This window comes from Janibacter cremeus (assembly GCF_029395675.1).
GTDB lineage: Bacteria > Actinomycetota > Actinomycetes > Actinomycetales > Dermatophilaceae > Janibacter > Janibacter cremeus_A.
Map to the genome: position 1 here is coordinate 1,692,500 of NZ_CP115184.1, position 23,036 is coordinate 1,715,535.

Here is a 23,036-nt window from a genome sequence, read left to right on the forward strand (position 1 = left end):
TATCGGGGAGGGACCGGCCACGGAGGCAGGTCACGATGCGGGCCGTGCCTCGCCCGGTCCGGGCACGCAGTAGTCTGCGCCCCATGGCCATCAGCAAAGTCCTCATCGCGAATCGCGGCGAGATCGCCGTCCGCATCGCCCGCGCCTGCGCCGATGCCGGCGTCGGCTCCGTCGCCGTCTATGCCGAGCCCGACCGTGACGCCCTGCACGTCAAGGTCGCCGACGAGGCGTACGCCCTCGGCGGGTCGACGCCCGGCGAGAGCTACCTCGTCCAGGAGAAGATCCTCGAGGTCGCCAAGGAGGCCGGCGCCGATGCCGTCCACCCCGGCTACGGCTTCCTCGCGGAGAACGCCGACTTCGCCCAGGCCGTCATGGACGCCGGGCTGATCTGGATCGGACCGAGCCCCCAGGCCATCGACGCCCTCGGCGACAAGGCCAAGGCGAAGCACATCGCCGTCAAGGCCGACGCCCCGCTGGCCCCCGGCACCAAGGACCCCGTCAAGGACGCCGACGAGGTCGTCGCGCTCGCCGAGGAGTTCGGCCTGCCCATCGCCATCAAGGCGGTCTACGGCGGTGGCGGTCGCGGCCTCAAGGTCGCCCGCACGATGGAGGAGATCCCCGAGCTCTTCGACTCCGCCGTCCGCGAGGCCGTCTCGGCCTTCGGCCGCGGCGAGTGCCTCGTCGAGAAGTTCCTCGACAAGCCACGCCACGTCGAGACCCAGTGCCTCGCCGACCAGCACGGCAACGTCGTGGTCGTCTCGACCCGCGACTGCTCGCTGCAGCGCCGCAACCAGAAGCTCGTGGAGGAGGCCCCGGCCCCCTTCCTCACCGAGGAGCAGAACGCCGAGCTCGTCCGCGCTTCCAAGGCGATCCTCAAGGAGGCCGGCTACGTCGGCGCCGGTACCTGTGAGTACCTCGTCGCCCAGGACGGCACGATCTCCTTCCTCGAGGTCAACACCCGTCTGCAGGTCGAGCACCCGGTGACCGAGGAGGTCACCGGCATCGACCTCGTGCGCGAGATGCTGCGCATCGCCGACGGCGAGGAGCTCGGGTACGACGACCCGGTCGCCCGTGGCCACTCCCTCGAGTTCCGCATCAACGGTGAGGACGCGGGCCGCAACTTCATGCCCGCCCCCGGCACGGTCACGAGGATGCGGGTGCCCCACGGTCCGGGTGTGCGTTGGGACGCGGGCATCGAGGAGGGCGACACCATCGCCGGTGCCTTCGACTCGATGATCGCCAAGCTCATCGTCACCGGCGCCAGCCGCGAGCAGGCCCTCGAGCGCTCCCGTCGCGCCCTGGACGAGCTCGTGGTCGAGGGCATGCCGACCGTCATCCCCTTCCACCAGACCATCGTGTCCGACCCGGCCTTCGCGCCCGAGGACGGCGCGGCCTTCTCCGTGCACACCCGCTGGATCGAGACCGAGTTCGACAACCAGATCCCGCCCTACGCCGGCGAGGTCGGCGAGGCCGAGGACGAGGGCGAGCGCCAGAAGATCACCGTCGAGGTCGGCGGCAAGCGCCTGGAGGTCGTCCTGCCGGGCGACCTCGCCCTCGGTGGTGGCGGTGGCGCCAAGAAGAAGAAGGCCCCGAAGCGCTCCGGCAGTGGCGGCGGCGCCGTCGCGGCCTCCGGCGACAGCCTCGCCGCCCCGATGCAGGGCACGGTCGTCAAGATCGCCGTCGAGGAGGGCCAGGAGGTCGCCGAGGGTGACCTCGTCGTCGTCATCGAGGCGATGAAGATGGAGCAGCCGATCAACGCCCACAAGGCCGGCACGATCACCGACCTGAAGGCCGCGGTCGGCGAGACCGTCAACAACGGCGCGGTCATCGCCGACATCAAGGACTGATCACCTCGGCGGGCGAGCGCACCAGCGACGCCGCCCCCGGCACGCCTCCCCGGCGTGCCGGGGGCGGCGTCGTCATCGCCGTGCTCGCCCTGTGCGGGACCGTCGTCTCGCTGCAGCAGACCATGGTGCTGCCGCTGCTGCCCGAGCTGCCGGCCCTCATCGGCACGAGCACCAGCAATGCCTCGTGGATCATCACGGCGACGCTGATCGCGGGCGCCGTGGCCACGCCGGTGATCTCGCGCATGGCCGACATGTACGGCAAGCGCCGGATGATCCTGCTGACCCTGGCGATCGTGGCGGCCGGAGCGCTCCTCGGCGGCACGTCCACGGCGCTCCCCCTGCTGATCCTCGCGCGGGTCCTCCAGGGCATCGGCATGGCCCTCGTGCCCGTCGGCATCGCGACGATGCGGGACGAGCTGGAGCCCGAGAAGGTACCGCTCGCGGTCGCGCTGATGAGCGCGACGCTCGCCATCGGCGCCGGTGTCGGCCTCCCCCTCGGCGGCTACCTCGCCCAGGCCTTCGACTGGCACGTCGTCCTCTGGCTGCCCGGGGTCCTCGCCGTCGTCATGCTCGTCCTCGTCCTCATGACGGTCTCCGAGTCGGCGGTCCGCACGGCCGGCGCCTTCGACTTCCGCGGGGCCGTCCTGCTCAGCCTCGCCCTCGTCCTGCTCCTCGTCGCCGTCTCGAAGGGGGCCGACTGGGGCTGGACCGACGCCCGCACCCTCGCCGCGTTCGGGGCCGGCCTCGTCCTGGTGGCGATCTTCGTGCCGGTCGAGCTGCGCATCCCCAACCCGCTCGTCGACATCCGCACGGCCGCCCAGCCGGTCGTGATGTCGGCCAACACCATCTCCGTCTTCATGGGCTTCGGCATGTTCGTCAACATGCTCGTGTCCACCCAGCTGCTCCAGACCCCGGAGGAGACCGGCTACGGGCTCGGCCTCGACGCGCTCCACGCCGGTCTGTGGATGGCACCGTCGGCCGTGGTGTTCGGGGTACTCGCCCCGGTGTCCGGGTGGGTGACCCGACGCTTCGGTCCCGAGCTGGCGATCGGCATCGGCGGCGTCATCATGACCGTCTCCTACCTCGCGCGCATCCCCCTCAGCGGCTCCGTCGCCCTCGTGGTCGTCGGGACCATCGTCGTCACCGTCGGCACGGCCCTGGCCTACTCCGCGTTGCCCACGCTGATCATGCGGTCCGTCCCCGTCACCGAGACGGCGGCTGCCAACGGCCTGAACACCCTGCTGCGATCGGTCGGCACCTCGAGCGCCAGCGCGATCACCGCCGCGGTCTTCGCGGCGAGCATCACCTCGACGACGGGCGGCTTCCCGTCCGCCGGCGCGCTGACCCTGATGTTCGTCCTCGCCGCCGTCGCCTCGGGCATCAGCAGCGTCCTCATCCTGCCCTTCCTGCGGCGTCGTGCGATCGAGGGTGATGACCAGCCGACCGAGCGGCTCACCGTCGACCACGTGGTCCACGGCCGGGTCGTCGATGCGGACGGGGACGAGGTCGCGGGCGCGATCGTCACCGTCATGGGCGGTCGCGGCAGCCACGTCGACTGGGCACGCACGGACTCCGCGGGCGACTTCAGCGCGGCCACCGCCGGCCCGATGCGCCACCTCTTCGTCGTCTCGGCGGAGGGGTGGTCACCGGTGTCGGTCTACGCCGACCTCACCGACGACCGGACCTTGCCCCCCTTCGTCCTGGCGGACCGGCTCACCGTCCGGGGGCAGATCACCGACCCGCAGGGCCGACCCGCCCCGGACGTCTCGGTCGTCATCACCAAACGGACCGGGGGGTCGGTGTCGTGGGTGCGCACGGACGACGACGGCCGCTACACGCTCCCGTTGCCCCGCGAGGGCGCCTACGACCTCACGGCCGTCGACCGCGCGACGCGGGCCACGCGCAGCCGCATCCTCACCACCGGCGGCCGGTCCGTCGAGGTGGACCTGCAGCTGCAGGAGCAGCCGCTCATTCCGGTCGCGACGGGTGCAGCCGGCGGGCCGCCTCGGCCAGGGACCCGGTGAGCGAGGGGTAGACGGAGGAGGTCGAGGCGACCTGGTCGACCGACAGGCGGTTCTGCACCGCGAGCGCGAGCGGGAAGATCAGCTCCGACGCGCGTGGCGCCACGACCACGCCGCCGAGCACGGTGCCGGTCCCCCGGTAGGCGAAGAGCTTGACGAAGCCCTCCCGGATACCGAGCATCTTCGCCCGCGGGTTGCGCGAGAGCGGCATCATCACGCTCTCGACGTCGGGGTTGTCCTCGGCGTCGGCGGCGCTGACACCCACGGTGGCGATCTCCGGGTCGGTGAAGACGTTGCTCGCGACGGCCGACATGCGCAGGGGGGTCACCGCGTCGCCGAGCGCATGGGCCATGGCCGTGCGGCCCTGCACCGCGGCGACGGAGGCCAGCGCGAAGACACCGGTGCAGTCACCGGCCGCGTAGATCCCCCGGACCGACGTGCGCGAGACGCGGTCGGTGACGATGTGCCCGGAGTCGCTCAGCTCGACGCCGACCTCCTCCAGACCCAGGTCGGCCGTCTGCGGGACGGCACCGACGGCGATGAGCACGTGGCTGCCCTCGACCCGGCGACCGTCCTCGAGGGTGACGACGACGCCATCGCCCTCGCGGCGGGCACTGGCCATCCGGGAGCGGTTGAGGACGGTCATGCCGCGCCGGCGGAAGACGTCCTCGATGACCGCGGCCGCGTCCTGGTCCTCCTGGGGCAGCACGAGGTCGCGGGAGGAGACGAGCGTGACGTCGCTGCCGAGGCCGAGGTAGGCCTGCGCGAGCTCGGCACCGGTGACACCGGAGCCGACGACGATGAGTTTCTCGGGCAGCTCCGGCAGGGCGTAGATCTGCTGCCAGGTGAGGATCCGCTCCCCGTCCGGCCGGGCGGAGTCGAGCACCCGCGGGGTCGCACCCGTGCTGACGAGGACGACATCGGCGTCGATCGCCTCGGAGCCGCCGTCGGTCTCGACGACGACCCGGCCCGGCGCCTCGAGCCGCCCGTGCCCGGTGACGACCCGCACGCCGACCTCGACCAGCCGGGTGACGATGTCGTCGGACTGCGCCGCGGCCAGCCCGAGGACGCGCTCGTTGATCGCCGCGAGCTCGGCCACCGGCTCGGTGGCATGGCCGTCCCCGTCGTCCTCGAGGTGCACCCCCAGCTCGGAGGCGATCTCGAAGCCCCCGAGGTAGTCGGCGGTCGCGATGAGGGTCTTGCTGGGGACGCAGTCGGTGAGCACCGCGGCGCCACCGATGCCGTCCCGGTCGACGATGGTGACGGTCGCGCCGAGCCGGGCGGCCACCAGGGCCGCCTCGTAGCCGCCGGGGCCACCGCCGAGGATCACAACAGAGCTGGTTCGTGTCACACGGCCATCCAACCACCCTTGTACATTGCGGAGGTGATCGATGCGACCTCTGCCGCCCCAGCCAGCCCGGACGACCCGGACAGCACGGCCCCCTTCGCCCTCGCCCGGGCGGCCGCGGCGACCATCGCCGAGCGCTCCGGCGTCGACACGCACGACGTGGCGCTCGTCCTCGGTTCCGGGTGGGGTCAGGCCGCCGACCTCGTCGGGGAGACCCGGGCCGCCTTCGACCAGGCCGACGTGCCCGGCTTCGCCGCGGCCGCGGTCGCCGGACACTCCGGGCAGGTGCGGTCGGTCGAGATCGCCGCTACCGGGCGTCGCGCGCTCGTCTTCGGCACCCGCACCCACTTCTACGAGGGGCGCGGCGTGCGCGCCGTCGTCCACGCCGTGCGCACCGCCGCCGCGGCCGGCTGCCGGGCGGTCGTGCTGACCAACGGGTCCGGGGGGTTGCGACCCGAGTGGGCGCCGGGCACCCCGGTCCTCATCAGCGACCACCTCAACCTCACCGCGACCTCCCCGATCGAGGGGGCCAACTTCGTCGACCTCACCGACCTCTACAGCTCCCGGCTGCGCGACCTCGCCCGCGAGGTCGACCCCTCCCTCGGTGAGGGCGTGTACGCGCAGTTCCCGGGGCCGCACTACGAGACCCCGGCCGAGGTGCGCATGGCCGGGGTGCTCGGCGCCGACCTCGTCGGCATGAGCACCGCCCTCGAGGCCATCGCCGCGCGCGAGGCCGGGCTCGAGGTCCTGGGTGTCTCCCTCGTGACCAACCAGGCCGCCGGCATCAGCGGGTCCCCGCTGGCCCACGACGAGGTGGTCGCCGCCGGGCAGGCGGCCGCCGAGCGGTGCGGGCGTCTGCTCGCCGACATCGTCGGCCGGATCTGAGGGCCGTCGTGCTGGAGACCGGGCGCCACGGGACGGCCGTCGCCGACGACCTCGTCGAGGCCGCTCGCGAGTGGGCGGCGGACGACCCCGACCCCGAGACCAGGGCCGAGATGGAGTCGCTCGTCCTCGCCGTCGAAGGGGGTGACCCCGCCGCCCGCGCCGACCTCACCGACCGCTTCGGTGGGCTGCTGCAGTTCGGCACCGCCGGCCTGCGCGGGGCCCTCGGCGCCGGTCCGCACCGGATGAACCGCGCCGTGGTCATCCGTGCGGCCGCGGGGCTGGTGGCCCACCTCGAGGAGGTGACCGACACCCCCTTCGTCGTCATCGGACGGGACGCGCGGCACAAGTCCGAGGCCTTCGCCACGGACACGGCTGCCGTCGTCACCGCCGCCGGCGGACGGGCGGTCCTGCTGCCGGAGCCGCTGCCGACCCCGGTGCTCGCCTTCGCCGTCCGCCACCTCGGCGCGGACGCCGGCGTCATGGTCACGGCCAGCCACAACCCACCGCAGGACAACGGCTACAAGGTCTACCTCGGCGACGGCAGCCAGATCGTGCCGCCGGTCGACGGACAGATCGCCGCGCAGATCGAGCGCGTCGCATCCGTCGCCTCCGTGCCGCGCGCCGAGTCGGGGTGGGAGCTGCTCGGTGAGGAGATCGTCGAGGCCTACCTCGAGGCGATCAGCGCCGTCGTCGCCCCCGACACTCCGCGCGACGTGACCGTCCTGCACACCTCGCTGCACGGCGTCGGGGACAGGACCGTGCAGCGGGCCTTCGCCCGAGCCGGCTTCCCCGAGCCGCAGCGGGTGACCGGCCAGGCCGACCCGGACCCGGACTTCCCGACCGTCAGCTTCCCCAACCCCGAGGAGGACGGCGCCCTCGACCTCGCCCTGACCCAGGCTGCCCAGCACTCCCCCGACCTCGTCATCGCCAACGACCCCGACGCCGACCGCTGTGCGGTTGCCGTCCCCTCGGACGGGGGGTGGCGGCTCCTGCGCGGCGACGAGCTCGGTGTCCTGCTCGCCTCGCACCTGATCATGCGCGGCGTCCCCGAGGGACGCCGGATGGCCAACTCGATCGTCTCCTCCCGCCTGCTCGCCGCCATGTGCGCCCAGTCCGGGGTGGCGCACGAGGAGACGCTCACCGGGTTCAAGTGGATCGCCCGCGTCCCGGGCCTGTACTACGGGTACGAGGAGGCGCTCGGCTACTGCGTCGCGCCGGACATCGTCCGCGACAAGGACGGGATCTCCGCCGCCCTGCTCATCGCGGAGCTCGCCGCGATCCTCAAGGCCGAGGGGAGGAGCCTGCTGTCGGTCCTCGACGACCTGCACACCCAGCTGGGGGTGCACGCCACCGATGCCTTCTCGGTCCGGGTCACCGACCTCGCCGACCTGGGCCTGCTCATGACCCGCCTGCGGGAGGACCCACCTGCGCAGCTCGCCGGCTCCCCGGTCACCCGGGCGGACGACCTCTCGCTCGGCGACGGTCGACTGCCGCCCACGGACGGGTTGCGCTACCTGCTCGCCGACGCGACGCGGGTCATCGTGCGGCCATCCGGCACCGAGCCGAAACTCAAGGTCTACCTCGAGGCGATCGAGCCGGTCGCGGAGCCTGCCGACCTGGCATCTGCCCGTGAGCGGGCGGCCCAGCGACTGGGGCGGGTGCGCGCGGCGATGGCGGCCCTGACGTCCCTGGCCTGACCAGGACCGCTCCGCACCGCCGTAGACTGCTCGACCGTGACCGCGCCCGACCAGACCCCAGCACGCGGACGCGTCGTCGTCCTCGCTGGTCCGAGCGGGTCGGGCAAGTCCCGCCTGGCCGATCGGCTGCACCGCCGGCACGGGTGGCCGGTCGTGCGCCTCGATGACTTCTACCGTGGCCACGACGACCCGGGGCTCCCCCGCAGCGAGGAGCTGGGGATGGTCGACTGGGACCACCCGGACAGCTGGAACCAGGAGGCCGCCGTCGCCTCGCTGGCACGACTCCTGGAGGTCGGCCGGGAGTCGATGCCCCTCTACGACATCGCCACCTCCCGGGTGACGGGTGAGCGCACCGTGACCGCCCGGCCGGACGACCTCGTCGTCGCGGAGGGGATCTTCGCCGCCGAGGCGGTACCGGCGCTCCGCGAGGCCGGTCTGCTGCACTCCGCGTGGTGCATCCGCCACCGTCGGTGGCACACCTTCTTCCTGCGTCTGGCCCGCGACCTCGCCGAGCGGCGCAAGCCACCGCTCACGCTGCTCCGACGTGGCCTGGTGCTCGTGCGCGACGAGCCCCGGGTGGTCGCGCGCCACGTCGCCCTCGGTGCCCGTGAGGCGTCGCCCGCGCAGGCCGAGCAGCTGCTCGACGGGGCCTGAGGCCGCCCGATGTCGCAGACGAGGTACCTCACGATCGCCCGCGACGGGGAGGCGGAGATCGAGGTGAAGCGCTCACGCTTCCGCTGCACGCTCGTGCGGGTGGAGACCGAGGACGCGGCACGCGCCGTCGTGGAGCGGCTGCGCAAGGAGCACTGGCAGGCCCGTCACCACTGCTCGGCGTTCGTGATCGGTCCCGGTGGCGGGCTCCACCGTTCGTCCGACGACGGCGAGCCCGCAGGGACCGCCGGCGCACCGATGCTCGAGGTCCTGCGCGGGCACGACGTCAGCGACGTCGTCGCGGTCGTCACCCGGTGGTTCGGCGGGGTGCTCCTCGGCGCGGGCGGACTCGTGCGGGCCTACGGGGACGCCGTCCGCGCCGGGCTGGACTCCGTGGGGACGCTGCCGCGGTCGTTGGTGCTCGAGCACGAGCTGGTCGTCTCCCATGCCGAGGCCGGCCGCATCGAGAACGAGCTGCGCTCGCGCGGGGTCCTCCTCCTCGAGACGACCTACGCCACCGACGTGACCCTCCGGCTCGGCGTCCCTGCAGAGCAGGCGGTCGGACTCGCCCCCGCGGTGTCGGAGCTCACCGCCGGCACCGGTCACCTGCTCGAGGTGGGTTCACGCTGGGTCGATCAGCGCCCCTGACGACCGTAGGGTTGCTGCATGACGCGTCCCCCCTTCGCCCCCGGCAGCACCCTCACCGTCCAGGACGTCGCCGACCTCATCGACCACGCCCTGCTCAAGCCCGAGCTGACGCCGGACGAGGTGACTGCCTCGGTCCGGGAGCTGGCCGCCCACCGCATCTGGAGCGTGTGCGTCCGGCCGAGCGACGTGGCCCTGGCCACGGCCACGATCGCGGAGGTCGATGACAGCCCCACCCGGGTGTGCACGGTCATCGGCTTCCCCCACGGGACCACCTCCACGGCCGCCAAGGTCGCCGAGTCGCGTCAAGCCCTCGCCGACGGCGCGACCGAGCTGGACATGGTGCTCAACATCGGCCGGCTGCGCGGGGGGGACCTCACGGCCGTGCGCGACGACATCGCCGCGGTCGTCGCGGTCGGGCACGAGGCCGGCGCGCTCGTCAAGGTCATCTTCGAGACGGCGTTGCTCGACGAGTCCGCCAAGGTCGACGCCTGCCGGGCCAGCGCGGATGCGGGCGCGGACTTCACCAAGACCTCGACGGGCTTCGCTGGTGGTGGCGCCACCCTCACCGACGTCGCCCTCATGCGGTCACACACACCGGAGCGCATGGAGGTCAAGGCCTCGGGCGGTGTCCGGGACATCCCGACCCTGTTGGCGATGCTGGCCGAGGGAGTCACCCGCATCGGCACCTCGAGCACGGTGAAGCTGCTCGCGGAGGCAGGCGATCTCGGGTCCTCGGCCATGGTCGTCCCCGAGCCGGGACGGGTGGAGGACGTCGCCGCCGAGGGCTACTGACGCGACATCGCCATTGCCCGGGGACCCCGGTTGGAGGTGGGCGCGCGGACGATTCGTCGGCGTGCTCACCTCCACTCCGTCAGCTGGTGGCGGCGCCCGCCGCCGCGTAGGCGGGCTTGATCGTCCCCTCGATCAGCTCGAGACGCTCGTCGAAGGGGAGGAAGGCCGACTTCATGGCATTCGTCGTGACCCACCGCAGGTCCTCCAGCGTCCAGCCCGCTTCGGTGACGAGAGCCAGCATCTCCTTCGTCATCGACGTGTCCGACATCAGTCGGTTGTCGGTGTTGAGCGTCACCCGGTAGCGCAGCCTCGTCAGGAGCGTGATCGGGTGCGCGGCGATGGACGGGGCGGCACCCGTCTGCACGTTGCTGTGCGGGCACATCTCCAGTGGCACCCGCTTGTCCCGGACGAAGGCGGCCAGTCGCCCGAGCCGCAGCACGGACGGGTCCTCGCAGGCGGCCCGGTTCGCCGCGAGCGGGTCGTCGGTGACCGTGCCGTCCGCGAAGCCGATGTCGTCGACGATCCGCACCCCGTGCCCGAGCCGGTCGGCTCCGCACCACTGCAGCGCCTCCCAGATGCTCGGCAGACCGAAGGCCTCCCCGGCGTGGATCGTGAAGTGGGCGTTCTCCCGCCGGAGGTACTCGAAGGCGTCCAGGTGCCGGCTCGGCGGGTGCCCCGCCTCGGCGCCGGCGATGTCGAAGCCGGCGACGCCGAGGTCCCGGTACCGCACCGCGAGCTCGGCGATCTCCCGGGACTTGGCCGCGTGCCGCATCGCCGTCAGCAGGCTCCGCACGACGATCGGGTGCCCCTCGGCGGCCGCCTGCTCCTCGCCCTCGCGGAAGCCGGCATCCACCTCCTCGACGACCTGCTCCAGGCTCAGGCCGCCCTCGAGGTGCTGCTCCGGGGCGTAGCGCGACTCGGCGTAGACGACCCCGTCACGCGCCAAGTCGAGCACCGACTCCCGCGCCACACGGCGCAGGGCCGACGCGGTCTGCATGACGCCCACGGTGTGGGCGAAGGTCTCGAGGTAGCGCTCCAGGGACCCGGAGTCGGCGGACTCGCGGAACCACCGGGCCAGCCCCTCGGCGGTGCGGTCCGCACCGCTCACCGGCAACTCGTGCCCCACCTCGTCGGCGATCTCGAGGACGGTGGCGGGCCGGACGCCCCCGTCCAGGTGGTCGTGGAGGACGACCTTGGGAAGAGCCGTGATCGTCCGCTCGTCGAGGCTCATCCCTCCTCCTCCCGGTGGACGGTGTCGGGGGCGAAGGCGGGAGTGCAGATCGCGACGTACTCGGCGCCGTCGGCGCCGGTGGAGTACCGCACCCGCTCCCCTGCCCTGGTGACGATGCTCTGCCCGGCCGCGACGGTGGTCGTGCCGCCGTCGTGCTCGACGAGGACCGTCCCGGCGACGACGAGCGTGACCTCGTCGAACTCCGGACGCTGGGCCGGCTCGGACCAGTCTGCCGGCGCGGTCATGTGGGCCACCGACATCGCCTCCGTGCCGGTGGCCACCCGGCCGACGTGCTCGGCGATGACCTTGCCACCCGGTACGTCGATGATCGAGGGGGTGGTGTTGAGGTCGGGCACGTCAATCAGTCCTTCGTCGCAGTGATCCGGTCGAGCACGACCGACCGTGGCACCGGGACCGCGTCGCTGATCCGCCACGCCCCCTCCACGGCCTCACGGGCCCGGGCGAAACGCTCCGGGGTGTCGGTGTGCAGGGTCATCAGGGGGTCACCGCGACGGACACGGTCCCCGGGTCGCGCATGGAGCTCGACGCCGGCGGCGGCCTGCACCGGGTCCTCCTTGCGGGCACGGCCGGCGCCCAGACGCCAGGCCGCGAGTCCGACGGCGAAGGCGTCGACGTGCTCCAGATGGCCATCGGCGTCCGCGGCGATCGTCTCGGTCGCCGCCGCCGTCGGCAGCGGTGCGTCCGGGTCCCCGCCCTGGGCGGAGATCATCCGGCGCCAGACATCCATCGCACGACCGTCGGACAGCGCGGCCCGCAGCTCCTCGGCCCCCACCTCGCGACCGGCTGCCCGGGTCATCTCCTCGGCGATCGCGACGGTCAGCTCGACCACGTCCTGCGGTCCCCCTCCGGAGAGCACCTCGAGGGTCTCCCGGACCTCGAGGCCGTTGCCCGCGGTCAGCCCGAGCGGGACGGACATGTCGGTGATCAGGGCGACGGTGTTCACGCCCGCATCGGTGCCCAGGTCGACCATGGTGCGGGCCAGCTCGGTGGCGTCCTCCCGCGTCTTCATGAATGCGCCCGATCCGACCTTGACGTCGAGGACGAGCGAGCCGGTGCCCTCGGCGATCTTCTTGCTCATGATGGAGCTCGCGATGAGCGGGATGGCCTCGACCGTCCCGGTGACGTCCCGGAGGGCGTAGAGCTTCTTGTCGGCCGGGGCCAGCCCCGGCCCGGCGGCGCAGATGACGGCTCCGACGTCCTCGAGCTGGGCCAGCATCGCCTCGTTGGTGAGGTCCGCCTGCCAGCCGGGGATCGCCTCGAGCTTGTCGAGAGTGCCACCCGTGTGACCGAGCCCCCGACCGGAGAGCTGGGGCACCGCGACGTCGAAGACGGCGACGAGCGGGGCGAGCGGCAGGGTGATCTTGTCCCCCACCCCACCCGTGGAGTGCTTGTCGGCGGTGGGGCGGCTCAGCGAGGTGAAGTCCATCCGCTCGCCACTGTCGATCATCGCCGCGGTCCAGCGCGCGATCTCCGGCCGCGTCATGCCGTTGAGCAGGATGGCCATGGCGAGCGAGGACATCTGCTCGTCGGCGACCACGCCGCGTGTGTAGGCGTCGACCACCCAGTCGATCTGGGAGTCGCTCAGCTCACCCCGATCACGCTTGGTGCGGATGACGTCGACGACGTCGTGCTGCTCCACCGGATCACTCACGGCGCTCCCTTCGTCAGATCGTCCGGCCCGAACGCCTGGGGCAGGATCTCGGTGAGGGAGAGGTCTCCCTCCGGGGTGCGGAGGAGGCACTCGGCTCCACCGTGCTCCCACAGCAGCTGGCGACACCGCCCGCACGGCATGAGCGTCTCACCCCGCGCGTCGACGCACCAGACGGCGACGAGCCGTCCACCGCCGGTGCGAACCAGGTCGCTGACCAGTCCGCACTCGGCGCACAGGCCCACCGCGTACGAGGCGTTCTCGACGTTGCACGCGCTGAGCAGCCGGCCGTCCTCGGCCAGGCCGGCGACCCCGACCGGGAAGCCGGAGTACGGGGCGTACGCACGCCCCATGGCCTCGACGGCCGCGGCGTGCAGCTGCTGCCACCGCTCCTCGGTCGGGGGTGCCACCACGTCAGTGTCCTTCGCCTCGTCGGTAGACCCGGCCGTTGGCCGCGGGCATCCGTAGTCGTTGGCTGGCGAAGGCCAGGACGAGCAAGGTCGTCAGGTGCGGGGCGAAACGGGTGAAGTCTCCGGGGATGGTGTCGGTGAGCACCCACAGGAGCACCACGCCGATCCCCACCAGGACGGCGACACTGCCCTGGACGAGTCGCTGGCGGCGCGTGATCTGCCAGATGCCGATGGCGAGCAGCAGGACGCCGACGAGGAGCAGCAGGGCGTGGATGGCCTCGCCGCCGCCGCGCAGCTGGAGGGCGTCGATGTAGCCGAAGAGCCCGGAGCCCATGAGGACGCCACCGGGGCGCCAGTTGCCGAAGATCATCGCCGCGAGACCGATGTAGCCACGGCCCCCGGTCTGGTCCTCGCGGTAGGCGCTCGAGGCGACCATCGCCAGGAAGCCACCGCCGAGACCGGCGAGGCCACCGGAGGCGGTCACGGCGATGTACTTGTACAGGTAGACGTTGACCCCGAGGGTCTCCGCGGAGGCCGGGGACTCCCCGCAGCTGCGCACCCGCAGACCGAAGGGGGTGTGCCACAGCACCCACCAGGTGCCCAGGAAGAGCAGCAGCGCGATGACGGTGAGCACGGAGAGGCCGGAGGTCAGCCCGCGCACCAACGCGGCGACATCGGAGACGAAGAACCATCCGTGCTCCTCGACGGCGCCCAGCGCCCCCGAGAGTCCGGGGATGCTCATCTCCGGCAGCTCCGGCAGCGGCGGGGACTGCACGTCGCTGCCGCCCTCGAGCTCGCCGAAGAAGCGGGCCGCGAGGAAGCTGGCCGCCCCGAGCGCCACGATGTTCAACGCGACACCGGAGACGATGTGGTCCACGCCGAAGGTGACCGTGGCCAGCGCGTGGACGAGACCACCGAGTGCGCCGCAGACCATGGCACCGGCGACACCCATCCAGGGGCCGCCGTGGATGGCGCCGAAGGCCGCGCCCCACGTCCCGAGGATCATCATCCCCTCGAGACCGATGTTGATGACGCCCGCCCGCTCGGACCACAGGCCACCGAGACCGGCGAGAGCGAGCGGCATGGCCCAGGCCAGGGCGGCGCCGATCGTCCCCGCCGAGAAGATATCGTCCTTGCCGGTGATCTCGCGGACGATCGCGATGACCAGGATCGCCGCTGCCAGTGCCAGCGGCCAGGCCCAGAACGGGACACGTCGTCCGCGCGTGACGGGCGCCGCCCCCGGCTTCGGTGCGCGTACGGCCGTGCTCATGACGAGACCCCTTCCGCCGTGACGCCTGCATCGAGCTGGCGGGTGACCTGCTTCTGCTCCAGCCGCTGCTCGAACCGGTGGACGACCTCGTAGGCGATGACGACGGCCAGCAGGATCACGCCCTGGATGATGTAGACGAGCGCCGGAGAGACCCCGGCCATGAGTTGCAGTCCGTCGGACGCCTTCTCCAGCCAAGCCCAGAGCAGGGCCGCGAAGGCCATGCCCACCGCGTGGTTGCGTCCGAGCAGCGCGACGCCGATGCCGATGAAGCCGACCCCCTCCTGGAAGTTCATCCCGTAGCTGTGGTCGGCACCGAAGAACGCCGGCATCCCGATGAGCCCGGCCACGGCACCCGAGCCGATCATCGTGAAGAGCACCATGCGCGGGACCTTCACGCCGCTCGCGACCGCTGCCGTCTCGGACTGGCCGGTGGCGCGCACGTCGAAGCCGAGGCGGGTGCGGTTGACGACGAACCAGTAGACGATGCCGACGATCACCGCGAGGACCAGCAGGGTGTAGACGAGGTTGGGTGCGTCCTGGACGAGCGAGAGGCCCTCGAGCTGGCTCGACTCCGGGATGGTCCTCGTGTTGCGGGTGTTGCTGCCCTCGGCACGGTGGCCCCAGGTGCGCAGGCCCCAGCCGACGAGGCCCGCCGAGATCATGTTGAGCATGATCGTCGAGATCACCTCGGACACGCCGCGCGTGACCTTCAGCCAACCGGCGATCCCGGCCCAGAGGCCGCCGACGGCCATCGCGACGAGCATCGCCATGATGATGTTCAGCGGGCCCGGGAGGAAGGCCTGTCCGGCGAAGATCGCCGCGGCGAAGGTGGCGAGGCGGTACTGGCCGTCGACACCGATGTTGAACAGCTTCATCTTGAAGCCGATGGCGACCGCGACGGCTGCGAGGTAGTACGTGATGGCGCTGTTGAAGGTGTTGACGAGGGTGCGTGGCCTCGGCTCGGACAGCAGTGTCTGCCACACGAGCCCGACGGGGTCACCGACGGCGATGAGCACGACCGAGGTGACGACGAAGGCCACGACCACCGCGAGCAGCGGTGCCGAGAGGTTGAGCGCCAGACGGCGCGGGGAGAGCTTCACGATGCGTCCTTCCCGGCGCCGGTCATGGCGCTGCCCAGCTGCTGGCTGGTGACGCTGTCCGGGTCGAACTCGTCGGTGAGCCGTCCGCGCAGGATGACCCGGATCGTGTCGGAGAGCCCGATGAGCTCCTCCAGGTCGGCGCTGATGAGCAGCACGGCGAGCCCCTCCCTTCGCGCCTCGCGGATGAGGTCCCAGATCGCTGCCTGGGCACCGACGTCGACGCCCCGGGTCGGGTGGCTGGCGACGAGGACCTTGGGTCGGTGGCTCATCTCGCGACCGATGATGAGCTTCTGCTGGTTGCCGCCGGAGAGCGACCCGGCCGTGACGTGGATGCTCGGGGTGCGCACGTCGTACTCCGCCACGATGCGCTCGGTGTCCGTGCGGGCGTCCTTGGGCGTGAGGATCCCGCGTGCCGACGAGGGCGCCTCGGTCTGGTGACCCAGCATCCGGTTCTCCCACAGCGGGGCGTCGAGGAGGAGGCCCTGGCGGTGCCGGTCCTCGGGGATGTACCCGACGCCCGCCTCGCGGATGCGGCGGACGTCCCAGTCGGCGATGTCTGTGCCCTCGAGGGTGATCCGCCCGGCGGAGGGGTCACGCATGCCCATGAGCACCTCGACCAGCTCCGCCTGCCCGTTGCCCTCCACCCCGGCGATCCCGAGGACCTCGCCGGCACGGATGCGCAGGCTCACGTCCTCCAGGAGGGTGCGCCCCTCACCGGGCAGGGTGACTCCCTCGGCCTCGAGGACGACCCGGTCGGTGACCGTCGAGGCCTCGCTCTCGGGTGTCGGCAGCTCGCTGCCGACCATCAGCTCGGCGAGCCGTCGGGCGGTCACGTCGCCGGGGAGGACGGTGTCGACGGTGGTGCCGCGACGGACCACGGTGATCCGGTCGGCGACGGACAGCACCTCGTCCAGCTTGTGGGAGATGAAGAGCACGGTGATGCCCTCGCGCTTCAGCTCACGCAGGTTGCCGAAGAGCTCGTCGACCTCCTGCGGCACGAGCACCGCGGTCGGTTCGTCGAGGATGATGGTGCGCGCGCCCCGGTAGAGGACCTTGAGGATCTCCACGCGCTGGCGCGCCCCGACCCCGAGGTCCGCGACGAGGGCGGTGGGGTCGATGCCGAGGCCGTACTCGCGGGAGATGCGTTCGATCTCGGCGCGAGCCGCCGTACCGATCCCGTGCAGCTTCTCCGCCCCCAGGACGACGTTCTCGGTGACGGTGAGGTTGTCCGCGAGCATGAAGTGCTGGAAGACCATGCCGACGCCGTGCTTGATCGCATCGGCCGGGCTGTGCAGCGAGACCTCCTCGCCGTTGATCCGGATGGTGCCCTCGTCGGGGCGCTGGACCCCGTAGAGGATCTTCATCAGGGTCGACTTGCCCGCCCCGTTCTCACCGACGATCGCGTGCACCGTCCCCCGCGCCACGGCGAAGGAGACGTCGTGGTTGGCGACGACGCCGGGGAACCGCTTGGTGATGCCGTCGACCTCGACGGCCGGCTCCCCGCCGGGTACGTCGGACGAAGGGGGGTCCGGGACGGTCGTGCTCATGGTGCCTCCGTGGTGCGTCCGCGACGTCCTGCCGCAGGCGAAGGGTAGCTGCCGACATGCTGCGGGTCCGGTCACGCGCCGTGCACGTGACCGGACCCGGGGTCAGTCGATCTGCGTCACTTGGACGGGACGGTGATCTCCCCGTCGATGATCTGCTGCTTGTACTTCTCCAGCTGGTCGGTGATGTCGTCGATCTTGCCACCGGTGGTGGAGTACGAGACGCCGCCGTCCTTGAGGTCGAACTCCACCAGGCCGGAGGTGTTCTCGCCCTCGGTCGCCGCCTTCAGGTAATCGAAGACCGCTACGTTCACGTTCTTGACCATGGAGGTGATGATGACGTCCTGGACGTCCTCCTCGGCCGTCTTGGCCTGGTCGGAGTCGACGCCGATGGCCATCTTTTTGTTCTCCTTGGCGGCCTCGAAGAGACCGGCCCCGGAGCCGCCCGCCGCGTGGTAGATCACGTCGGCGCCCTTGTCGTACATGCCCTCCGCGGCGGTCTTGCCCGCGGCGGGGTCGGCGAAGCCGGAGCCGTCCTCGGCGAGGTAGGTCGTCTGGATGTCGATGTCCTCGTCGACCTCCTTGGCACCCGCCTTGAAGCCCGCCTCGAACTTGTTGATCAGCGGCACGTCGGTGCCACCGATGAAGCCGACCTTGCCGCTCTTGGACTTCAGCGCGGCGGCGGCACCGACGAGGAAGGACCCCTCGTGCTCGGCGAAGACCAGCTGCGCGATGTTGTCACCCTTGGAGGCGTCGGAGGCGTCGTCGATGATCGCGAAGTTGACGTCCGGGTTGTCCTTGGCCGCATTGCCGATGGCCTTGGCGTAGATGTAGCCGACACCGATGATGTTGGTGCAGCCGACGTCGACCAGCTGGTTGAGGCGGTCCTCACGAGCGGCGTCGTTCTCACCCTGGCTCGCCTCGACCTCCTCGGTCTCGATACCCAGCTCGTCCTTGGCCTGGTCCAGGCCCTTGGCGGCGGAGTCGTTGAACGACTGGTCGCCGCGCCCGCCGACGTCGTAGGCCAGGCAGGCCTTGACGTCCGAACCGGACTCCGATGCCGACGTCTCGTCCTGGGAGCTGCTGCCACCGCAGGCAGTCAGGGCCAGGGCGGCCACGGACATGATCGATGCAGCCTTCACGGTGTGACGCAAGGCGCTCTCCATTCTTCACAGGGGTACTCGGGCACGCGTGTGCCACCCGGGGATGCTACGTCCGGGTGGACCCCGGGCTCGCACCAGGTGGCCGTCGTCCACCCAACTGTTATGAGACCGCGATGCAACCGGGAGGCCGGGGGTCCTCAGTCATCCCGCTCGACGCGGGTCCACTCCCCCGCGGCGGCGAGGGTGAGCAGTGCGGTCCCGTTGCGGACCGCCTGCTCGTCGACGACGAGGTCGCCCTGGTGCAGGTCGAAGACCCGTCCCCCCGGAGCACGCGTGCCCAGTCGCGCCAGTGCCCCTTCCGACTCGTGGAGCATCCATGCGAAGTCCTCACCACCGAGGCTGTGCGGCGTGGGGACCGGGCGCATCCCCGCGGCCATCGTGGCGCGCCCCAGGGCCGCCACGGCCGAGGCGTCGTTGACGACCGGCGGGACCCCCCGGACGTGCTCCACGGTGGCGTCGACCCCGTAGGGCGCGACGACCCCGTCGATGACCTCGTGCAGCAGCGGACCGATCTCCTCCCACAGACCGACGTCGAGCATGCGCACGGTGCCCTGGACGACGCCCGTGGAGGGGATGACGTTGATCGCCTCACCGGAGGTGACCCGCCCCCAGACGACGACCAGTCCCGCACGGGGGTCGACCCGTCGGCTGAGCACGGCCGGGACATCGGTGATCACCTTGGCCAGTGCGTAGGTGAGGTCCTCGGTGAGGAAGGGACGGGAGGTGTGTCCTCCCCGGCCCCGGAGGGTGACGGTCAGCTGGTCGGCGGCCGCCGTGAGGGCGCCCTCGCGCAGCCCGATCTCCCCGACGTCCAGCGCGGGGTCGCAGTGCACCGCGTAGACCGTGTCGACACCTGACATCACCCCGGCCCGCACGTAGGCGAGGGCGCCGCCCGGCATGACCTCCTCCGCCGGCTGGAAGACCAAGCGCACCGCGACGTGCCGGGCGGCCAGCTCGTCGGCGACCTCCGAGAGCGCCAGACCGGCGCCGAGCAGGGCGGTCGTGTGCACGTCGTGACCGCAGGCATGGCAGACGCCGTCACGGGTGGAGCTCCAGTCCAGTCCGGTGCGCTCACGCACCGGGAGGGCGTCGATGTCACCGCGCAGCGCCACCCGCCGACGGGGCTGCCTGGCGCCCATGTCCACGACCAGCCCGGTCTCCCCGATCGCGCGTGGCTCCAGACCGGCCTGCTCGAGACGCTCGCGCAGCCGCGCCGTGGTGCGCACCTCCTGCCAGGAGAGCTCGGGGTTGGCGTGCAGGTCCCGCCGGAAGTCGATCAGCTCGGGCAGGAGCCTGTCGATGGCGCCGAGCAGCGGCGGGGCGAGGGGTGCAGTCATGGCGAGTAGGACTCTACTGCGTCAGACCAGATCGGCCCGGCCCTCCTCCTTGAGGGCCTGGACGACCAGCCTGACGTCCTGCGCGCGTTCCCGGCTCGTGACGAGCAGTGCGTCGGCGGTCTCGACGACGACGACGTCCTCGAGACCCACGACGGCAACCATCCGACCGGACTCGGTGACGACCAGCCCCCCGGAGTCGATGGCGCGGACGTTGCCGGCGTCCCCGACGACCGTCATGGACTCGTCCTCGTGCGCCAGCAGCCCGGACAGCGCCTTGAAGTCGCCGACGTCGTCCCAGTCGAAGGTTCCGGGCACCATCACCACGAGCCCCTCGTCGGCGGCGGGCTCGGCGACCGCGTGGTCGATGGCGATCTTCTCCAGGCCCTCCCACAGCTCCTCGAGCCGCTCGGGCTCGGCAGCGATCTGCCGCAGCCCGCCGGCGAGCTGCGGGTGCCAGCGATCGAGCAGATCGAGCAGGACCGTTGCCCGGACGACGAACATGCCGGCGTTCCACCGGAACTCCCCCGTGGCCAGGTAGGAGGCAGCGCGGCGGGCATCGGGCTTCTCGACGAACTGGCGCACCCGGGAGGCGGTCGGGAATCCCGCCAGCGGCGGGCCCTGCTGGATGTAGCCGAAGCCGGTCGAGGGGCGGGTCGGCTCGATGCCGATGGTGACCATCCGCTCGCCCCGCGCGGCGACCGCGACCGCTTCCACGACCGCGTCGGCGAAGGCGGGCAGGTCGCAGATCGCGTGGTCGGCGGCGAAGGACCCGATGATCGCCTCCGGGTCGCGGCGCTCGAGCACCGCGGCCGCGAGACCGATCGCGGCCATGGAGTCACGCGGTGAGGGCTCGGCGAGGACCTGGTCCTCGGACAGCTCCGGCACCTGCTCACGCACCGCGTCGACGTGGGCCGCGCCGGTGACGACGAGCACGCGGTCACCGACCAGCCCCTGCAGGCGGTCGACGGTCTCCTGGATCAGGGTGCGTCCGGTGCCCGTGAGGTCGTGCAGGAACTTCGGCGAGCTCGCGCGCGAGACCGGCCACAGTCGGGTGCCGGCTCCCCCCGCCGGGACCACGGCCCAGAACCGCTCCAGCTCCTCGCTCGTCATGGCCCGCACGCTACCCGCAGGGGGCGGGGCGCCGCGCGAAGTCGTCACCCGCCGCTCATCCGGTGCCCACACGGGCGTCACCCCCTGATCTCCCGGGCCCGCCACGGTGGAGTCGTGAGAGTGGCCATCACGACCGAGTCCTTCCTGCCGAGCCTCAACGGCGTCACGACGAGCGTCTGCCGGGTGGCCGAGTCCCTCCGGGACCAAGGGCACACCGTTCGGGTCATCGCTCCCGGACCCGCACCGAGCACCTTCGCCGGGCACGTGGTCACGGCTCTGCCCGGGGTGCCCGTGCGCGGCTTCCGGGCCGGCCTCCCGACAGCCGGCGTGCGCCGGGCGCTGCGGGACTTCCGCCCCGACGTGGTGCACGTGGCCTCCCCCTTCCTCGTGGGTGCTCGCGGGCTGCACGACGCCGAGCGGCTCGCCGTGCCGAGCGTGGCGATCTACCAGACGGACATGCCGAACTACGTCCGGCAGCACGGTCCCGGTGCCCTCGGCCGCGGCGCCTCGTCGGTGGCCTGGGAGTGGATACGCCGCCTGCACTCCCGGGCCGACCTCACCCTCGCGCCGAGTCGTCCCGCGCTCGAGGAGCTGCGGGCACACCACGTCCCCCGCGTGGACCTGTGGGGCCGGGGCGTCGACGCCCGACTATTCCGCCCCGAGTGGAGGGAGGACCCGACGACGCTGGCCCTCAAGCGCGCGTTGGCACCGAACGGCGAGACCGTCCTGGGCTACGTCGGCCGGCTCGCCCCGGAGAAGGAGCTCCACCGGCTCGTCGAGGTGGCCACGCTGCCGGGGACACGCCTGGTCCTCGTCGGCGAGGGCCCGAGCCGCAACGAGCTCGGTGCCCGCCTCGCCGAGGCGGTCGCGCGCGCTCCCGGTCGACCGAACCTCCCACCGGCCTTCCTCGGGCCCCTGACCGGTGACGATCTCGCCCGTGCCTATGCCACCTTCGACGTCTTCGTCCACACCGGGACGAAGGAGACCTTCGGCCAGACCCTCCAGGAGAGCGCTGCGGTCGGCCTGCCGGTCGTCGCACCGGCGGCCGGCGGCCCCCTCGACCTCGTCGACCACGGCCGCAGCGGATACCTCTTCGACCCGGACGTCCGCGGTGACCTGGCCCGGTGGGTCGGCGAGCTCGTCGCGTCACCGCGCCTGCGCGAGGCGATGGGCGCGGCCGGGCCGCAGCAGGTCGCCCATCGCTCGTGGGACTCCCTGACGACCCAGCTCGTCGGTCACTACGAGCGCGCGGTCGCCACCGCCGCCTGAGGACGAAGGGGGCGGCCCCGCGCATCTCGCACCGACGGCCGCGACTCTGGGAGACTCCGCCTCATGGAACCCCGGTGGCTCGACGACGCGGAGATGGTGACCTGGCTGCGCCTCATCGGGCTCGCCGAGGTCCTGCCGGCACGACTGGATGCGCAGTCACGGCGGGATGCCGGGCTCACCCACTTCGAGTACCAGGTGCTCGCGATGCTCTCCGAGGCGCCCGAACGCACCCTGCGCATGTCGTGGTTGGCCCGGCGCACCAACGCGACGCTGCCGCGACTGTCCCACGTGGTCAAGCGGCTCGAGGACCGGGGCCTCGTCGCCAGGGCGCGCAGCGCCACGGACGCCCGGGCCACGGATGCCGTGCTCACCGATGACGGGTGGACCACGATCCGGTCGGCCGCCCCGGGCCACGTGGCCTTCGTCCGGGAGCGGATCCTCGACCAGCTCACGCCGGAGCAGGTCGATCAGCTCGGCGAGATCGCCGGCTCGCTGCTGAGCAGCCTGGACCCCGAGGGCGACATCACGATGAGGGCTGCAGACGCTCGCCCGTGAGATCGAAGTCGACCATCGGCCGCCAGACGCCGTCCGGGCCGTGGTCGTAGAGGTGGAAGCGACTGACCTCGAAGCTCGCCTCGAACCCGGCGAAGTCGTCGAAGGCCCGGTCGAGCCCCGACTCGTCGATGTCGTGGGCGATCGTCACGTGCGGGTGGTAGGGGAACTCCAGGTCCCGTGAGACGGGGCCACGGCGCACCGCCTGCTCCAGCCGCTCGCACATCGGGATGCCCTCGGAGACCTGGACGAAGACCACGGGGCTGACCGGTCGGAAGCTCCCGGTACCCCGCAGGTGGATCGTGAAGGGCCCGTGGTGGGCGGCGACCATCTCGAGGTGGTCGACGAACCGGTCCATCTCCCGTGGGGCGATCTCCGTCGGCGGCATCAGCGTGATGTGCGGCGGGATCGCGTGGGCCATCGGGTCACCGACCTCCTCGCGCTCCTTCTGCAGCTGGCCGTCCCACGGCTCCGGGACCGCGATCGACACAC

The 23,036-nt window shown here is 71.9% G+C and carries 21 protein-coding genes; 9 read left to right on the top strand and 12 right to left on the bottom strand.

The window, feature by feature from the left end:
* Nucleotides 1-83 precede the first annotated feature (83 nt).
* On the top strand, nucleotides 84-1,847 hold the full coding sequence (locus O9K63_RS07875; RefSeq protein WP_277242137.1) for an acetyl/propionyl/methylcrotonyl-CoA carboxylase subunit alpha: 1,764 nt from the start codon (nucleotides 84-86) through the stop codon (nucleotides 1,845-1,847).
* An 80-nt stretch (nucleotides 1,848-1,927) separates the two neighbouring features.
* Nucleotides 1,928-3,871: an MFS transporter gene (locus tag O9K63_RS07880; protein ID WP_277242139.1), complete on the top strand. Its 1,944-nt coding sequence runs from the start codon at nucleotides 1,928-1,930 to the stop codon at nucleotides 3,869-3,871.
* Here O9K63_RS07880 and O9K63_RS07885 read toward each other — a convergent pair.
* A complete protein-coding gene (locus O9K63_RS07885) occupies nucleotides 3,816-5,231 on the bottom strand; it encodes an NAD(P)H-quinone dehydrogenase (protein WP_431190375.1) in 1,416 nt (471 codons plus the stop codon). The genes O9K63_RS07880 and O9K63_RS07885 overlap by 56 nt on opposite strands.
* Nucleotides 5,232-5,252: 21 nt before the next feature.
* Between O9K63_RS07885 and O9K63_RS07890 the strand changes: the two genes are divergently transcribed.
* The 5 genes from O9K63_RS07890 to deoC are packed head-to-tail and all read left to right on the top strand — an operon-like array spanning nucleotide 5,253 to nucleotide 9,889.
* Nucleotides 5,253-6,101 carry a purine-nucleoside phosphorylase gene (locus O9K63_RS07890; RefSeq protein WP_277242143.1) on the top strand — a complete coding sequence of 283 codons (849 nt, stop codon included), beginning with the start codon at nucleotides 5,253-5,255 and terminating at the stop codon, nucleotides 6,099-6,101.
* A gap of 8 nt (nucleotides 6,102-6,109) precedes the next feature.
* Complete coding sequence (locus tag O9K63_RS07895; RefSeq protein WP_277242144.1) at nucleotides 6,110-7,798, top strand: phospho-sugar mutase; 1,689 nt, start codon at nucleotides 6,110-6,112, stop codon at nucleotides 7,796-7,798.
* A 36-nt stretch (nucleotides 7,799-7,834) separates the two neighbouring features.
* Nucleotides 7,835-8,452: a uridine kinase family protein gene (locus O9K63_RS07900; protein WP_277242146.1), complete on the top strand. Its 618-nt coding sequence runs from the start codon at nucleotides 7,835-7,837 to the stop codon at nucleotides 8,450-8,452.
* A 9-nt stretch (nucleotides 8,453-8,461) separates the two neighbouring features.
* On the top strand, nucleotides 8,462-9,097 hold the full coding sequence (locus O9K63_RS07905; protein WP_277242148.1) for a YigZ family protein: 636 nt from the start codon (nucleotides 8,462-8,464) through the stop codon (nucleotides 9,095-9,097).
* Between the two features lie 18 nt (nucleotides 9,098-9,115).
* The gene (gene deoC, locus O9K63_RS07910) at nucleotides 9,116-9,889 is read left to right on the top strand and encodes a deoxyribose-phosphate aldolase (RefSeq protein WP_277242150.1); all 774 of its coding nucleotides are present in this window, start codon (nucleotides 9,116-9,118) and stop codon (nucleotides 9,887-9,889) included.
* A gap of 79 nt (nucleotides 9,890-9,968) precedes the next feature.
* Here the strand turns inward: deoC and O9K63_RS07915 are convergent, their stop codons facing one another.
* From O9K63_RS07915 to O9K63_RS07960, 10 genes are all read right to left on the bottom strand, one after another.
* The gene (locus O9K63_RS07915) at nucleotides 9,969-11,120 is read right to left on the bottom strand and encodes an adenosine deaminase (RefSeq protein WP_277242152.1); all 1,152 of its coding nucleotides are present in this window, start codon (nucleotides 11,118-11,120) and stop codon (nucleotides 9,969-9,971) included.
* Nucleotides 11,117-11,476: a cupin domain-containing protein gene (locus O9K63_RS07920; RefSeq protein WP_277242154.1), complete on the bottom strand. Its 360-nt coding sequence runs from the start codon at nucleotides 11,474-11,476 to the stop codon at nucleotides 11,117-11,119. The genes O9K63_RS07915 and O9K63_RS07920 overlap by 4 nt, the downstream gene beginning before the upstream one ends.
* Before the next feature lie 5 nt (nucleotides 11,477-11,481).
* Nucleotides 11,482-12,792 (bottom strand): thymidine phosphorylase, encoded by a 1,311-nt coding sequence (locus O9K63_RS07925; RefSeq protein ID WP_277242156.1) that lies wholly within the window; start codon nucleotides 12,790-12,792, stop codon nucleotides 11,482-11,484.
* A complete protein-coding gene (locus O9K63_RS07930) occupies nucleotides 12,789-13,202 on the bottom strand; it encodes a cytidine deaminase (protein WP_431190376.1) in 414 nt (137 codons plus the stop codon). The genes O9K63_RS07925 and O9K63_RS07930 overlap by 4 nt, the downstream gene beginning before the upstream one ends.
* Before the next feature lies 1 nt (nucleotide 13,203).
* A complete protein-coding gene (locus tag O9K63_RS07935) occupies nucleotides 13,204-14,469 on the bottom strand; it encodes an ABC transporter permease (protein ID WP_277242158.1) in 1,266 nt (421 codons plus the stop codon).
* Nucleotides 14,466-15,569: an ABC transporter permease gene (locus tag O9K63_RS07940; RefSeq protein WP_277242160.1), complete on the bottom strand. Its 1,104-nt coding sequence runs from the start codon at nucleotides 15,567-15,569 to the stop codon at nucleotides 14,466-14,468. The genes O9K63_RS07935 and O9K63_RS07940 overlap by 4 nt, the downstream gene beginning before the upstream one ends.
* On the bottom strand, nucleotides 15,566-17,116 hold the full coding sequence (locus O9K63_RS07945; RefSeq protein WP_277242162.1) for an ABC transporter ATP-binding protein: 1,551 nt from the start codon (nucleotides 17,114-17,116) through the stop codon (nucleotides 15,566-15,568). The genes O9K63_RS07940 and O9K63_RS07945 overlap by 4 nt, the downstream gene beginning before the upstream one ends.
* A gap of 116 nt (nucleotides 17,117-17,232) precedes the next feature.
* The gene (locus O9K63_RS07950) at nucleotides 17,233-18,255 is read right to left on the bottom strand and encodes a BMP family lipoprotein (RefSeq protein WP_277242164.1); all 1,023 of its coding nucleotides are present in this window, start codon (nucleotides 18,253-18,255) and stop codon (nucleotides 17,233-17,235) included.
* Between the two features lie 158 nt (nucleotides 18,256-18,413).
* Nucleotides 18,414-19,613: an amidohydrolase gene (locus O9K63_RS07955; protein ID WP_277242166.1), complete on the bottom strand. Its 1,200-nt coding sequence runs from the start codon at nucleotides 19,611-19,613 to the stop codon at nucleotides 18,414-18,416.
* Nucleotides 19,614-19,634: 21 nt separating this feature from the next.
* Complete coding sequence (locus O9K63_RS07960) at nucleotides 19,635-20,723, bottom strand: mannose-1-phosphate guanylyltransferase (protein ID WP_277242168.1); 1,089 nt, start codon at nucleotides 20,721-20,723, stop codon at nucleotides 19,635-19,637.
* Between the two features lie 114 nt (nucleotides 20,724-20,837).
* On the opposite strand from O9K63_RS07960, the gene O9K63_RS07965 reads away from it, so the two are divergent.
* Entirely contained in the window at nucleotides 20,838-21,992 is a 1,155-nt protein-coding gene (locus O9K63_RS07965) for a glycosyltransferase family 4 protein (protein ID WP_277242170.1), read from the top strand.
* A 63-nt stretch (nucleotides 21,993-22,055) separates the two neighbouring features.
* On the top strand, nucleotides 22,056-22,547 hold the full coding sequence (locus O9K63_RS07970; protein WP_277242172.1) for a MarR family winged helix-turn-helix transcriptional regulator: 492 nt from the start codon (nucleotides 22,056-22,058) through the stop codon (nucleotides 22,545-22,547).
* On the opposite strand, the gene O9K63_RS07975 is transcribed toward O9K63_RS07970, so the two are convergent.
* Entirely contained in the window at nucleotides 22,516-23,034 is a 519-nt protein-coding gene (locus O9K63_RS07975; protein ID WP_277242174.1) for a 2'-5' RNA ligase family protein, read from the bottom strand. The two genes, O9K63_RS07970 and O9K63_RS07975, sit on opposite strands and share 32 nt — an antisense overlap.
* Between the last annotated feature and the right edge of the window lie 2 nt (nucleotides 23,035-23,036).